The sequence below is a fragment of the Paenibacillus sp. J31R98 genome, from assembly GCF_056269245.1.
In genome coordinates this window covers 785894-800097 of the sequence record NZ_JBWDNO010000001.1, presented here as the reverse complement: position 1 = coordinate 800097, position 14204 = coordinate 785894, and the positions used below count along the sequence as shown (strand labels likewise).

Genomic DNA, 14204 nt, shown 5'->3' with positions numbered 1-14204 from the left:
TTCGCCCCTTGGCAGGCTCCTCGCTTATACAACGTCGAAGCCTTGGTCTTCAATCGTTTCTTTAATTTGCGCCATTGTAATCCGGTTCTCCTGGAACTCAACCGTCACGCGGCCCGCTGGAAGATCGACCGTAGCCTTGACGTCCTTCTTCTTCAGAGCGCCTTCAATACTGTTTACGCAATGCTGGCAGGACATGCCTTTTACTTGAATCGTGCTTGTCATGAGTTACAACTCCTCTTATGAAATTTATCGTCCAAAACGCTGCAGTCGCAGCGAGCTAAGAACAACGGATACGGAGCTGAGCGCCATCGCTGCTCCCGCTACCCAAGGGGCCAGCAGGCCAGCTGCCGCGATTGGAATGCCAATTGCATTATAGGCAAGCGCCCAGAATAAATTCTGTTTAATATTGACCATCGTCTTGCGGCTGATTGCGATGGCTTCTGCAATGCTGCTTAAGTCCCCGCGCATCAGCGTAATATCTGCTGCCTCCATGGCCACATCGGTGCCCGTGCCCATCGCCATCCCGACGTCTGCAGTCGCGAGCGCAGGCGCGTCGTTAATGCCGTCGCCGACCATCGCGACTTTCATGCCTTGCTGCTGCAGCGCTTTAACTTGATCCGCCTTGCCTTCGGGTAACACTTCGGCAAGCACCTGATCAATCCCTGCTTGCTTCGCAATTGCATGCGCCGTAGCGGCATTGTCTCCGGTGATGAGCATTACCTTAAGCCCCAGCTGCTTCAATGCGGCGACTGCTGCTCGCGAGGTTGGCTTCACCGTATCGGCGACAGCCAAGCTAGCCGCATAGACGCCGTCAACCGCAGCCAGCACGACGGTCTGGCCGCTCTCTTCAAGCTTGGATACTTCTGCAAGCGCCGAAGCCTCGACTTCAACTTGATGCATCCCAAGATATCGCCGTGTACCGATAACGATCACACGTCCATCGACAATGGCTTCAATCCCATAGCCCGGCACTGCACGAAATTGCTCAGCTCCGCCAGCCGCCGCCTCGATACCTTGCTCGGCAAGGCCGCTCACAATCGCTCCTGCGAGCGGGTGCTCCGAGCTGCTCTCGGCCGTTCGAATCCAGCTAAGCAGCTGGCTCTGGCTCGCTTCGAAGCCAGCTTCAACCTTGAAGCCAGTGAGCACCGGCTTTCCCTCGGTCACTGTCCCTGTCTTGTCGAGCAATACCGCATCGATCCGATGCGCACGTTCGAGATGCTCTCCGCCCTTGAACAGAATGCCGAGCTCAGCCGCCCGGCCGGAGCCAGCCATAATCGAGGTCGGCGTTGCCAGTCCAAGCGCGCACGGGCAAGCGATGACGAGCACGGCGATGGCAACGCGCAGCGCCGTGCCGAGCTCGCCCGGCTCGATGAAGAACAGCCAGCTGAGGAACGTAATCAGAGCGAGGCCGATCACGATCGGAACGAACACGCTGGAGATGACATCCGCTATGCGCTGAATCGGCGCTTTGGACCCTTGCGCCTCTTCGACGATTCGAATGATTTGCGCGAGCACCGTGTCTTGACCCACTTTCGTGGCACGTACGCGCATAGTGCCCGTACCGTTCACAGTCGCACCGATAACGGGATCGCCTTCGCCCTTCAGGACTGGAATGCTTTCGCCAGTCAACATCGATTCGTCAACGGAAGAGCTGCCTTCCGTAACGACTCCGTCCACGGCGATCCGCTCCCCTGGCTTAACGATCACGATGTCACCGAGCAAGACAGATTCAACCGGAACAACGAGCTCCTCTCCTGTCCGAATGACGGTAGCCGTCTTCGCTCGCAGCCCGATCAGAGCACTAATCGCTCTCGATGATCGACCCTTCGCCATGGCCTCAAGCAGCTTCCCAAGCAGCAGGAAAGTAATCAGCAGCGCGCCTGTTTCATAGTACAGTTCCAACGTATGCATGCCGCCGCCGATGGATGCCACCGTTTCATAGAGGCTGTAGAAGTAAGCAGCGGACGTTCCCATCGCGACAAGAACGTCCATATTCGCGCTTCGTCCACGCACTGCTTTGAATGCCCCTATGTAGAACGGTCCACCAATATAGAATTGAACGGGCGTTGCCAGCGCGAGCTGGAACCATGGGTTCATCAGCCACTCGGGCAGCGGAATGAAATCCGTGAAGGTGAAGTGGCCCGCCATCGCCAGCAGCAGCGGTAAGGATAACAACGCGGAGATGAACAGCCGATTACGCAGCTTGCGGATATCTGCTTGGCGCAGCTCTGCCGGCGACTTCGACTCCCGCTTCACCTCCGCTTGGAATCCAAGCCCCTCGACCTTCGTGATGACATCTGCCACCTCAACGACCGCCTGATTATATTCTACGCTCGCGGTTTCCATTGTCAGGTTAACCGAAGCGCTTGTTACACCATCCATACGCGATAGTCCTCGTTCGATGCGCGATGCACATGAAGCGCATGTCATGCCGCTAATTTGAAGCGTCGTCTTCTGCGTCGTCGCCATGCTCTCAATCCCTTTCGCCTTTCATATACCTCTTAGGGGTATATCTTATTACCACCTTAACATACCCCACGGGGGTATTTCAATAGGCGAAAAATTGACCCTGCGCACATAGGTGCATGCATGCTCGCAGGATCTTATTTCATCAGCTTGTTCATCGTAACCAGCAGCTCTTTCACGACATCATGATCGCCCTGCTGAATGCGGTCTACTACACAGCTGTTCATATGATGCTCCAGCAGCAGCTTCCCTACGCTGTTCAGCGCAGACTGCGCCGCGGCAATCTGATTGAGCACATCATCGCAGTACGTATCCTTCTCGATCAGCCCTTTCAGCCCGCGAATCTGGCCTTCGATCCGATTAAGCCGCGTAATGAGCTTGTTCTTGACCTCGTCCGAATGCGCGCTCTTCCGATGCCCATCCGAACTACCATGCTGGTGGCCTTCACAAGCGACTTCTTCCTTATGCTCCATAACGCGCACCTCCTTTTGATTCGAACTATACCATACCACCTGGGGGTATACAACCAAGCAAAAAGAAGAGGTGCCGTGCAGACCCTCCAAAGGCCTGCGAGGCACCTCCCCGCTTTGTCATATTAGTATTTGTAAGGACCTGGGCTTGCGACACCAGCGACGTTCCCTGGCATATTACCAGGACCATAGCCGCCGTGACCTCCGCCTACTCCGCCGACGCAGCCACAGATTACGATAACGAGCAGAATGAAAAGTACAAGAATCACACCAGCGCTCGTGAAAGCTCCACCTACATGACCAGACATTAGCATTGCACCTCCTGGAGTATTGAATACTCTTTAACCTATGTACAGAAGGGGCTGATGGATTGGGTGTTTGACCGGGAGACATTAATTCGGGCACATTCGCCTAAACCTTCAGATTTGATAGAGAAACACGGCTGCCAGTATGAAAATGCCAAAGGCGAATACATAAGGATGAAACAGCATCGTCTCCTTCACCTTGGCCGAAGCTTGTTCCCCCGCGCCTTGCGATTCTTCGCGAATGAGCTGCTGCAGCACGACATGAATGAACAGAAAGACCACGTCAATGAACGCCGCCATCATCTCCGGATGGGTGCCAAGCATAACACCCAGCATTGCTCCCATCATGCCGCCCATAATGCCAGCAAGCATACCGTCAAGCGCCGCCATCGCGCTGATCGGTTTGCCCGCCATATATCCGCACACGATGCCAAGCAGGACTGCAAGCACGGTTGGTGAAGTCAGGTCATGCGGATAGAGGATTCCGATAATCGTGCCGACCGCTACGCTAGCCATCATCGCAATCGTCATCGCAATCATCATGCCCGCCATACAGCTCAGCTTTGCGCTTCTCTGCCGCGTACGAACGATGGAATAACCGGACAAGCCAAGGATCATGGCAATGCTGCCATAATAGAAGTAATCCATCGCACAAGACGCTCCTTTATCCGCCTAACTTTGCACATCATTCCATGATAGTATTCGGCTACCACTGTCAATATTCGCTCGATGAAAATTTTCTAATCGAAATCTCATACAACGCTTGGACCCCTTGAAATTGCTTAAGAATCCGCTTACCAAGTAAATGATGGGAATATTTCATGTGCTATAGTGGCTTTAGGTCATTTTGTCCTACCGCAAAACAACTAATGGGGGAACAATTATGAAAAAGACAAACATGAGCAAACTTGCAATGAGCGTAACACTTAGTTTTTCACTATTAATGGGCGGCACAGTGGCGCTGCAAGCAACGCCGGCACATGCAACATCAGCTTCCAAAGCGTCAGGCATCATCAGCACAGGCAAGAAGTATTTGGGAACACCATATAAATTCGACGCTTCGACAAGCACAACTCGTGTATTCGATTGCTCTTCATTTACGAAATATGTGTACAAGAAGTATGGCATCACTCTGCCTCGTTCTTCAAAGAACCAATCCAAGGTTGGTTCGTTTGTAAGCCGCAGCAACCTGAAGCCAGGCGACTTGGTCTTCTTCTACAAGCCCATTCACCATGTTGCGATCTATATCGGAAACGGTAAAATCCTGCATACTTACGGCAAGCCTGGCGTTGTTGTCTCCAGCCTTAAATCCGGTTGGTGGAGCCAGCACTATACAACTGCACGCCGCGTCTAATGCAATTCATGCAATTATGCAAAGAAGGGAAGAATCGCTCTATTGAGGAGCGGTTCTTCCCTTCTTTTTTGCGTTGGCGCGATCAAGCAACAGCCCCGCGCCAGGCACTCGAATGAGAAAGCGCGGCTTCTGCACGCCGAGCAGCTGCGATTCGTAGATGCCGGCATGGCCGGAGAACATATAGCTGATCAGGCAAACAAGGATCATGTAACCGATCCCTGCGCCGCCGAACAGCTCATAACCAAGCACGACGCAAGCCAAGGGCGTGTTAGCTGCCCCAGCGAATACGGCTATCAAGCCGAGCCCGGCGAGGAACGGAACGCTTAGATGCAGCAATGGCGCGAGCGCATTGCCGAGCGCGGCTCCGATGACGAAGAGCGGCGTAACCTCCCCTCCCATATAGCCCGAACCGAGCGTAACGATGGTAAATACGCTCTTCCAGACGAAATCAACAGAAGGCAGCTGCTCATGAAACGACTGTACGAGCAAGGGCAAGCTTAATCCCAGATAAGTCCGCGTTCCAGCAATATAGACAAGCGCAATCACGGCAGTACCGCCGATGAAGCTTCTTGTAGGAGCATAAGGCACGAAGTAGCCCAAGGCAATCTTCAGCTTCTTGATTCCCAGTACGAACAGCCAGCTCATCAAGCCGAAACAGATCGCTGATGCTGCCACTTTCAAGAGCAGAAGCAGAGAGAATGGCGGAATGCCGCCCATGCTGTAAGACAGATGCTTGATGCCAAGTGCACGCGTTAGCCAATCTCCTACGAACGCCGCAATGACGACAGCGATGATCGCCTTGTAGACGATTGCCCTTCCCATCGTAACCACTTCAAGCGCGAATACAGCCCCGGCGAGCGGAGTACCGAATACGGCTCCGAAGCCGCCGCTGATCCCGCATAACAATAGAATCCGCCGATCTGCATCATTCGCTCGCAAGAATCGTGAAGCAAGATCAGCTAGACTGCCCCCCATCTGAACAGCCGTTCCTTCGCGTCCTGCCGATCCGCCGAACAGATGCGTCACCCAAGTGCCAAGCAAGATCATAGGCGCAATCCGCAGCGGTACGCGTTCCGCCTTATCCGATTGCACACTTCGAATCTGCTCTACAATCAGATTGTTGCCGCGCGAAGCAGCTCCGCCTCGCTTCAAGTACCAATAGCTGACCGCCGCTCCGGCCAACGGGAGAAGAAACAGTAGCCATGCATGCGCCTCTCGCACATCCGTCACAGCATCAAGCCCAGCTAAGAACAGCGCAGACGATGAACCGGTTAATACCCCGGCTACCAAACCATATAAGACCCATTTTACAATTGTACGCATTGCATGCTCGCCCTCTTACCTTTCGTACCTTTCTACCAGAAACCGTTATTCCCATCATAGTCCTTACAATATGACATCGGCAATAAACTTCTCGTATAGGGTATAAAAGGCATGCTAAAACGTCCATCCTAGTTAAGAATGGAGGTGATCTAACTATGGCAAAAGACGTACTGTGTGAAGTGAATTCCTGCAAGCACTGGGCTGCAGGCAACAACTGCAATGCATCGTCCATCTATGTCGTGAACAATCGCGGTCAGAACGCGAAGAATTCGGATGAGACAGATTGCAAAACCTTCGAGCCGAAAATTTAACTTGTTCACATTCGTTTCAGGGTGACTGTACGGTTGTCGCCGTCCCTACGGCAAAAGCTTCGTTCAAAAACAATGAGCCGCCTTGTGAGAAAGGCGGCTCATCCTGTCTCTATACCGTAGTATAACCAACAGTGATAATAATTATCATTGAGAATGGAATTATCCGATTTCGATTTTCATCTCGAATTCGATTAAACCCACTGCTTCACATTTTCACGGAAACGTCTGTAGATCCAATCGTTGACTTCCCACAGGTCTGCAACCGGCACATTCGTGTGCGGCAATGTATGCAGGTAGCCTGGAGGGCCGAATTCTGGCGCAACATAAGCGAATTCTTGACCTTGTGCGGCGCGAGCTTGGATCATCTGCTTCCACCAGCCCTCGAACAATGCAACTTCAGTTGCATATTCCGGCGCCGATGGATCCGGAACTTGCGGACCTTCTGCATAGCCAACGCGAGCGTGGATGTGCAGCGTGCGGGAAACGGCAAGCGCGATATCCGCTTGATTGTCTTCCAGATGCGATTCACATACGCATGTCCAGTGGCTGAAATCTGCCGTCAGCTTCAGCTCAGGCAGAGCTTCGAGCAAACGAGCTGTCGTCCAAGGCGTGAACATCGCGCGCTGGCGGTGTGTTTCGTGACCGACCATCAGGCCTGTCGAACGCTCAACTGCAAGTGCCTTCGTGAAGAAGTCTACTTGCTGCTCGAATGTCATGAAGTCACGTGCGCTATGCGAGTTCACGAACAGCGGTTTGAACGATACGGCGCGTTCCACTTGCTCTTGGAAGCTTGCAGCATGATCAGAGCCGCCTGTGAAGATCTGTGGTACGAAATCAAGACCGAACTCTTGAAGAAGCTCTTTAAACTCCGATTCTTCAGCCACATCCGGCATTGGTGTTTCAATCCCGTCAAAGCCTGCTGCTTGAATACGGGTAAACATCTCACGGTAAGTGCCTTCCATACCCCATAGAGGTTTCAAAAATTTCGTTTGCAAGAGCTTTTTCCTCCTAAAGTCTAATACCGTTATAATTTGGTGCAGCTACCACTATACACGCTGCAAGTCCACCGTGACTACGCTTATTCTACGATTTCTACACTTTGTAATCGCAATTGTTGCGTTGCAAACTCCCGATATAGCGGGTGTGTTGCCAGCAGCTCCTCATGAGTACCGCTCCCCGTCAGCTTACCCTTCTCGACAAAAATAATTTGGTCTGCATCGACGACTGTTGACAGCCTGTGAGCGATAACAAGTGTCGTGCGGCCAGCCATCAGATTCTTGAGCGCCTCCTGTACAACGACCTCGGACTTGCTGTCCAGAGCCGAAGTTGCTTCGTCAAGCATCAGAATCTTCGGATCCCGCAGCAGCGCCCGTGCAATGGCAATCCGCTGCCGCTGCCCGCCTGATAATTTAATGCCTCGCTCGCCAACCTCTGTATCATAACCTTCCGGCAGCTCGCTGATGAATGTATGCGCGTAAGCCATTTCGGCTGCCTTCATAAGCTTATCATCGTTAACGTCATGTTCGATGCCGTAGCAAATATTTTCCCGAATCGTGCCTGCGATTAATGGGCTCTCCTGCGATACGTACCCGAATTGGCTCCGCCATTCTCGCAGGTTGAAATTGTCGATCGATTCTCCGCCATATTGGATGCTCCCGCCCGTTGGCTCGTAATAGCGTTCCAGCAGCGAGAACAGCGTTGTTTTGCCGCCGCCGCTCGGTCCGACAATCGCCGTTACCGTGCCTGGCTCGACGCGGAAATCAAGATCGGTCAATACGGGCTCACCAGTGCCGTAAGCGAAGCCGAGGCTGTTCAGCGTAATAGGTTGTGCCGCCATGCTGACCGGTTTCCCTTGCTCGTGATCCTCCTCTGGCGAATCGAGGATGGTACTGATCCGCTCTGTTGCGCCGACCGTCTTCTTGAACTGCGTGAAGAACGTCGTAATCTGCGTCATTGGCATCACGATCTGAATTAAGTACAGGATAAAGGCGACTAATTCGCCTGCGCTAAGCGCACCTGACGCAACGCGCATGCCGCCGTAGCCGATAATGACGACTAGCAGCATCATCATGACAAAGTACATCAGCGGCGCAATTAATGCTTGCACCTTCGCTTCCTTGACCCCGAATCGGTACAAGCTCTGAATCCATTTGCTGCCTGCCGCATATTCTCTGCGCTCCGCATTCATCGACTTCACAAGACGCACTTCGGAGAGCACCTGTGTAAGCGTCGTGGTGAAGGAAGCCGTCTCCTTCTGCAGCCCTTTGGAGATAAGATACATCTGCCTGCCGAGCGGAACCATGAACAGCGCCGCAACCGGGATAACGGCAAGCATGACTGATGTCATCTGCCAATCCATATAGAACAGAACAATGACCGACCCGATTACGCTTATGATGCCGGATAAGAAATTCGTTAGATTCTCTGCGATCAGCTGCTTCACAATGCCTGTATCGTTCGTCATGCGGCTGATCGTTTCCCCGGTCCGATTGCTGTCATAGTACGGTATCGGAAGCACCAGCAGCTTCTTCCACAGCCGATCCCGCAAATTCGCGACGATGCGCTGGCCCGCTACGTTCAACATGTAACTGGAGAAGCCGCTGACAACTGCCTGTAGGACGAAGATTCCGCCGAACGCGGCGATCTGTTTCCAGCTCAGATTGCTTATCGAGAATCCGTCAACGAGATTCTTCGTGAAGAGCGGAATGATGAGCGAGACAGCCGTTCCCGCCAAGCTCATGATAATGGCGAATATAATTAATGCTTTTGAGGGCTTCGTCCTCGCGATCAGCCTCAGCAGCTGCTTCCAATTTCCTTGGGATTCTTTCTCTTCCATGTCTTCATCCTGTCCTTCCATTGGCGTTATGAGTGAGAGCTTATCACCGTTTAATGAACGGAAGATGAACAGAAAGGGACGATTGTCTCCAGCAGCAGCTGCTTGGCGTAGATGGCGCTGCTCTTGCCTTCCGGCTCCTTGCGTATTGCCGCGACGAGCTCAAGGGAGGGCACAATCGCAATATATTGACCACCGTATCCTTTGGCAAAATAGAAGTCGACCACCCCGTTATGCGCCTGCGAGGATACCCACCAGTGGTAGCCGTACTCCCCGAATATCGGAGGCTCGTAATGCGAGAATCCTTTGTGATGCGACGCTGTCGATACGGCTGCCCACGATTCTGGAACCACCTGCTCGCCTTCCCACCGTCCGCCTTGCAGATACAGCTGACCGAACTTCGCCATATCCGCTACAGTCAGATGAAGTCCCACTCCGCCTTCGTGGATGCCCGCAGCATCGCTGTTCCATCTTGGCCGCCGGAATGCGAGCTTCTTGAACAGCATTCGATCTGCATATTCGAACGTGGACATCCCGCTCGCCTGCGTCAATATCGCAGATAATAGATGCGAACCGCCGGAATTGTAAGCGAAAGCAGCTCCCGGCTCATGCTCCATCGGCTGAGCGAGTATGAAGGATACAGGGTCGTCCATGCGCTTCATCTGCCAATACGGTTTATCAAATTCCGGCCATTCGATTCCGGAGGTCATGGTAAGCAGATGCTTGATTGTAATGGCACGCTTACGCTCATCCTCATCTCGTTCGATTCGCGGAAAATAGCGGCTAATTGGCGTCTCGATACTCTCGATCCCTCCTTGATCAAGAGCGATACCGATCAGTGCCGATAAGATGCTCTTCGTAACGGAATAGACGGCTCCGATGCGATCAACGCCTTTGTCATGCCATTCCCATAGCAACTGGCCGCCTTGGAGCAAGATGACATCTTTTATCTTCCAAGCTCGCAGCTGCTCTTGCAGTTCATCTGTTAGCAAGCCCTGCGGGGCGCTGTATGAAATCTGATTCATAGATCGTGCCTCACTTATTCGTTTAAGTTTATTTGTATTGTGTGTACAATAGAGTAGATTTCAGCGATTACTGATTACATATCTGTCCAGGAGGCTCTGCGACCATTATGGCACTTATTCAATGTGATTTCTTCTCGGAAACACTCGGACTTTCCACATCCATGAATGTGATTCTGCCACAATCTGCCCCTTCCCAAATCGGCATGGATTCGAAAGGTGCTGCTGCACAAACGAAGCATCGCACGTTATTTCTGCTGCACGGCATGTCCGATGACCACTCGATCTGGCTTCGCCGCACTTCGATCGAGCGCTATGTCGCTTCTCTTGGCATTGCCGTCGTTATGCCAGCCGTTCACCGCAGCTACTATGCCGACATGGCAGCTGGCGGCAAGTACTGGACCTTCATCAGCGAAGAATTGCCGGCGATTGCCCGCTCCTTCTTCCCGTTGTCGGACCGCAGAGAAGATAACTTCGTCGCAGGCTTGTCCATGGGCGGCTACGGCGCGTTCAAGCTGGCGCTGAATAAGCCCGAGCAATATGCAGCAGCAGCCAGCCTGTCCGGCGCGCTCGATGCGGCAAGCTTCATCCACCGGATGCCGGATGAAGCCAAGCTGGTCTTCGGGACGGACAATTATGTAAATGAGCTGCCGAATAATCTATTCCTTGCCGCGGATACTTTGGCGCAGGAGTCAGGCGCGAGCGCTGGTGCAGCTATACCTTTATTATACCAATGCTGCGGCACGGAAGACTTCCTCTATGAGGATAACATCCGATTCCGCGACCATGCGAAGCAGCTAGACTTGCCGCTCGTCTATGAGGAAGGCCCGGGCGAGCATGAGTGGGGCTATTGGGATAAGCAAATTCAGCGCGTGCTGGAATGGCTGCCTCTATAAAGTAAAACAAAGCCGCAGAGAACAGGTGCTTATCGCACTGATGAGTTCTGCGGCTTTACTATGCGCTAGTGAAGCAAGATCGGCGATACGGCAACGCCTGATGGGAAGCTCCCCGTAGGCAGAATCGCGATAGGCAGCTGGCTTGCCACTTCAATTGCCGCTACATAGCCGAAAGTAAGAATGCTCACATAGACTTTAGCACCGTCCGGTGTAACTACGACATCACTCGCGTTGCTGCCGCCCGGCAGCTCGATGTTGGTCAAGATTTCGTTGCGGGACAAATTAATGACCGTCACTTCATCCCCGCCTCGCGCTGCCACGTAGGCAAGTGCGCCGTCTGGCGTAATGACGATCTTCTGCGGATCTGCGCCAGCATCCAGCTTGAGCGAATTCACCAGCGTATTCGTGCTAAGCCGGATGACATAGACTCGGTCATGCTGCACATCTGTCACATATGCAAGCGCTCCATCTGGCGTAATGGCGATCGACGACGGCTTCGCCCCTTGCGGCAGCTTAATCATTGGGAGCAGCGTCTGCTTCAACGTATCAAATACGGCGATCGACGCCTTATTGATAAGACAACAATAGACACGCTTTCCATCCGGCGCTATTGCCATTTGAACAGGGTCGCTCCCTTTAGGCAGCGGCACCAGCTTCACCAGTGATCTTGTCGCTGTGTCCACAATGATCATATAATCTTCGACCAGCGTGGTGATATACGCCACCTGACCATGCTTCGCAATTGCAACAGCAATCGGCACAGCGCCTTGCGGCAGCATGAACTCGCCTGACACTTCATGGGTCAGCGTATCTATCACACGGACTGTTTTGTCCCCTTGGCAGGTGACGTATACCTCGCGTCCATCCGGCGTGAAATCGAGCGATCTCGGACTGCTGCCCATCGGAAGCGGAATCGTTGCGATCCGGGTATGCGTAGCTGTTTGAATGACCGTTATGGAGTGCTGCGTATGATTCGCGACATAAGCATGCATCATTTCATCCATGTAGCCTCCTGAGAGTGGCACTTGCTGCTGAATGATAAGCTCGCCTTCTTCATCTCGCTCCGCAACCGCCGCAGCCACTTCCCCCGCCGCAAGCCCCGTTGTCGTAATCCGCACCCCGTACAGCTGCAAATGACTGACGTCATGCTCCATCATAAACGTACAAGATGCCTTTTGCTCCGGTTGAAGTTGGACAAGCGTCGAACGCTCCATTCGTATCTCCCCGTACTCACCGCTCTGCCCACTCTCCCTATCTCTTTCCATTGTTTCGCCTTGCTTGCTGCGCAGCGAGACCGCTGAATAGATCTGAATACCGGCTGTCGCTTGCTGTCTGCCACGATTCATGACATGAATGGTTAACGATACGGTGCGCCTTGCTTCCCGATTCACGAGCAGCCCTGTATCCAAGATCGGCATAGGGACGCCTCCTCTACTCTTCCATAACTACATCGTATGATGTGCTAGAGTAAAAGGCGCGAGACAATACACTAGATCTAGTTGGTAGATTGATGAGCTAGAACAAACAAAGAACCCGCCGTGATAACACGCGGGTTACTCTCTTGTCCAATTCTGATGAAACTTCGTTAACCTTGCGGCCCGCTGGAGAACAGCGCCTTGATTTCTTCGAGTCTTGCAATCATATGTTTAAGCTCGATCGCGAGGAAATCTTCATTCGATGCCGCAAAAGCATTCCGCAGCTGGACGAGCCCGTCAGTCGCGGCAGGCAGCAGCTTGAACGCTTCGATCGCATGTTGGTAGTAAGGATGCACCTCGGTAGTTGGCTGATCTGACATAAGTTATGCACTCCCTGCATGGTTGGTTGGTAAAATATTCTACCACTCCGCAAGCAGGAAAGCAAAATCTGCCTCAGCTGCCTCGGTAAGTGCTATATCCACCAGGGGCAACGAGCAGCGGAATATGATAATTGGCATTCGAATCCGTTACTGTGAAGCGGATCGGGACACTTCTGAGAAAAGGAAATGGCTCCTGAAGATCTCCAAAATAATCCCCGACCGCGAAAAGCAGCTCGTACTCCCCAATGTGAAGCTCACCGCTGCCCAGAAGCGGCTCGTCGACGCGCCCGTCGGCATTGGTGACGGCACACTTGACTAACTGGGGCTCTCTGCCAAGCGATGAACGTACCCATAGCTCAATTCGCATGCCGGCAGCCGGCTTCCCTTGCGACGTGTCCAGCACATGCGTAGTAAGCCGCCCTCTCATGGCGTTGCGAGCGGCTTGACCGAAGCGAAAGAAGCAACACTGCAGTCCGCCAGTTCAAATTCGCCGCTCGTCAGATCGGAGCGTGTAAGCGAGAAGCCTTGAAACCCGTAAGGCGGCCTAGGTTCCGTGTAGACGCAAGGACGCGCCTGCGGATCGTGATCGATTATCGCCTCCCACGTGCGGTTGTTCGATTCGAAAGAGACTTCCGCCAGCTGGGGAAAACGGGCCAGCAAATGAAGTCCGATTTGGCAAATGAGATATTGTATGGACGGCGAAGCAATGGAATGAAAGATATGCTGCGCAAGATCCCGCACTTGCTCTGCCGGAACGTATCGCCCCCTCGAGCTGTCGAGTGCGTCATCGGCATCCATGTAACGCCAATGTACATGCAAGTAAATAAACAGCGGCCTGTCGTAGCTGTCCGGCAAAGTCGTATATTCATCTCGGATGAAACCGTAGAACGAGCTTCCGCTCACCTTAATAAGCTGTAAATCAGCCAAGCCCGACGAATGCGATACGATCTCGCCTCCTTGAGCACCACGGTTAACGACAAACGAAGCATGCGCATGCTCATTATGGGATGGTTTGAAGACAAGCCCGCTGCTCTCGCGGCCGCCTGCGCGTACAGGGTCGAAATGGATTTTGTCCGCCTGGATCTCGACTGTGGTGATGTGCGGATATTGATCGAGGAACGCTCCGCTAACGAACGCGAGGAAACCTTCGGTTGTGCTGCCGCTATACTTAGCCGCTTGCCTGAGGATGAAGTTCTTCATTGAATCTGTTGCTACAACGAGTGAATTACTGCCTTTACTGAACGAGGTTAGCAGCTCCTCGCTGCTAACGGAGAACTTCACATTATGCGCGAATATCACATTGGACTCCCCGATGTAAGCCGACTCTGGAATCGGCTTCACGCTTAGCGGTGCCGCATACGTGCGGTAAGTGAGCACATCGCCTTTGCCGTAATACAGCGTACGGCCGTCTCGAAGCTGCAGCATGTGG

Annotated in this window: 16 protein-coding genes; 3 read left to right on the top strand and 13 right to left on the bottom strand. The window is 53.1% G+C overall.

Annotated elements, in window-relative coordinates; all coding sequences use genetic code 11:
• Positions 1 to 24: 24 nt before the first annotated feature.
• The 5 genes from AC0YNX_RS03660 to AC0YNX_RS03640 all read right to left on the bottom strand — a co-directional run bounded on the left by AC0YNX_RS03660 (position 25) and on the right by AC0YNX_RS03640 (position 3889).
• Positions 25 to 222, bottom strand: coding sequence for a copper ion binding protein (locus AC0YNX_RS03660; protein ID WP_475814276.1), 198 nt, complete (start codon positions 220 to 222; stop codon positions 25 to 27).
• Between the two features lie 24 nt (positions 223 to 246).
• Positions 247 to 2469 carry a heavy metal translocating P-type ATPase gene (locus AC0YNX_RS03655; protein ID WP_475814275.1) on the bottom strand — a complete coding sequence of 741 codons (2223 nt, stop codon included), beginning with the start codon at positions 2467 to 2469 and terminating at the stop codon, positions 247 to 249.
• A 134-nt stretch (positions 2470 to 2603) separates the two neighbouring features.
• Positions 2604 to 2939: a metal-sensitive transcriptional regulator gene (locus tag AC0YNX_RS03650; protein WP_475814274.1), complete on the bottom strand. Its 336-nt coding sequence runs from the start codon at positions 2937 to 2939 to the stop codon at positions 2604 to 2606.
• Between the two features lie 122 nt (positions 2940 to 3061).
• The gene (locus AC0YNX_RS03645; protein WP_475814273.1) at positions 3062 to 3244 is read right to left on the bottom strand and encodes a hypothetical protein; all 183 of its coding nucleotides are present in this window, start codon (positions 3242 to 3244) and stop codon (positions 3062 to 3064) included.
• A gap of 111 nt (positions 3245 to 3355) precedes the next feature.
• On the bottom strand, positions 3356 to 3889 hold the full coding sequence (locus AC0YNX_RS03640; protein WP_475814272.1) for a hypothetical protein: 534 nt from the start codon (positions 3887 to 3889) through the stop codon (positions 3356 to 3358).
• 235 nt (positions 3890 to 4124) lie between these two features.
• Here AC0YNX_RS03640 and AC0YNX_RS03635 point away from each other — a divergent pair, with 235 nt between their 5' ends.
• A complete protein-coding gene (locus AC0YNX_RS03635; RefSeq protein WP_475814271.1) occupies positions 4125 to 4595 on the top strand; it encodes a C40 family peptidase in 471 nt (156 codons plus the stop codon).
• 39 nt (positions 4596 to 4634) lie between these two features.
• Here the strand turns inward: AC0YNX_RS03635 and AC0YNX_RS03630 are convergent, their stop codons facing one another.
• On the bottom strand, positions 4635 to 5918 hold the full coding sequence (locus AC0YNX_RS03630) for a chloride channel protein (protein ID WP_475814270.1): 1284 nt from the start codon (positions 5916 to 5918) through the stop codon (positions 4635 to 4637).
• A gap of 155 nt (positions 5919 to 6073) precedes the next feature.
• Between AC0YNX_RS03630 and AC0YNX_RS03625 the strand changes: the two genes are divergently transcribed.
• Entirely contained in the window at positions 6074 to 6229 is a 156-nt protein-coding gene (locus tag AC0YNX_RS03625; protein WP_475814269.1) for a DUF1540 domain-containing protein, read from the top strand.
• Between the two features lie 191 nt (positions 6230 to 6420).
• Here the strand turns inward: AC0YNX_RS03625 and AC0YNX_RS03620 are convergent, their stop codons facing one another.
• The 3 genes from AC0YNX_RS03620 to AC0YNX_RS03610 form a co-directional block, all read right to left on the bottom strand.
• Positions 6421 to 7224 carry a sugar phosphate isomerase/epimerase family protein gene (locus tag AC0YNX_RS03620; RefSeq protein WP_475814268.1) on the bottom strand — a complete coding sequence of 268 codons (804 nt, stop codon included), beginning with the start codon at positions 7222 to 7224 and terminating at the stop codon, positions 6421 to 6423.
• Between the two features lie 83 nt (positions 7225 to 7307).
• Complete coding sequence (locus AC0YNX_RS03615) at positions 7308 to 9065, bottom strand: ABC transporter ATP-binding protein (RefSeq protein WP_475814267.1); 1758 nt, start codon at positions 9063 to 9065, stop codon at positions 7308 to 7310.
• A gap of 50 nt (positions 9066 to 9115) precedes the next feature.
• Positions 9116 to 10087 carry a serine hydrolase domain-containing protein gene (locus AC0YNX_RS03610; RefSeq protein WP_475814266.1) on the bottom strand — a complete coding sequence of 324 codons (972 nt, stop codon included), beginning with the start codon at positions 10085 to 10087 and terminating at the stop codon, positions 9116 to 9118.
• 107 nt (positions 10088 to 10194) lie between these two features.
• Here AC0YNX_RS03610 and AC0YNX_RS03605 point away from each other — a divergent pair, with 107 nt between their 5' ends.
• Entirely contained in the window at positions 10195 to 10980 is a 786-nt protein-coding gene (locus tag AC0YNX_RS03605; protein ID WP_475814265.1) for an alpha/beta hydrolase, read from the top strand.
• Positions 10981 to 11045: 65 nt separating this feature from the next.
• Here AC0YNX_RS03605 and AC0YNX_RS03600 read toward each other — a convergent pair whose 3' ends face one another.
• The 4 genes from AC0YNX_RS03600 to pucL form a co-directional block, all read right to left on the bottom strand.
• On the bottom strand, positions 11046 to 12398 hold the full coding sequence (locus tag AC0YNX_RS03600) for a beta-propeller fold lactonase family protein (RefSeq protein ID WP_475814264.1): 1353 nt from the start codon (positions 12396 to 12398) through the stop codon (positions 11046 to 11048).
• A 167-nt stretch (positions 12399 to 12565) separates the two neighbouring features.
• Positions 12566 to 12775 (bottom strand): hypothetical protein, encoded by a 210-nt coding sequence (locus AC0YNX_RS03595; protein ID WP_475814263.1) that lies wholly within the window; start codon positions 12773 to 12775, stop codon positions 12566 to 12568.
• A gap of 73 nt (positions 12776 to 12848) precedes the next feature.
• Complete coding sequence (uraH, locus tag AC0YNX_RS03590; RefSeq protein WP_475814262.1) at positions 12849 to 13202, bottom strand: hydroxyisourate hydrolase; 354 nt, start codon at positions 13200 to 13202, stop codon at positions 12849 to 12851.
• Positions 13199 to 14200 (bottom strand): factor-independent urate hydroxylase, encoded by a 1002-nt coding sequence (gene pucL, locus AC0YNX_RS03585; protein ID WP_475814261.1) that lies wholly within the window; start codon positions 14198 to 14200, stop codon positions 13199 to 13201. The genes uraH and pucL overlap by 4 nt, the downstream gene beginning before the upstream one ends.
• Positions 14201 to 14204 lie beyond the last annotated feature (4 nt).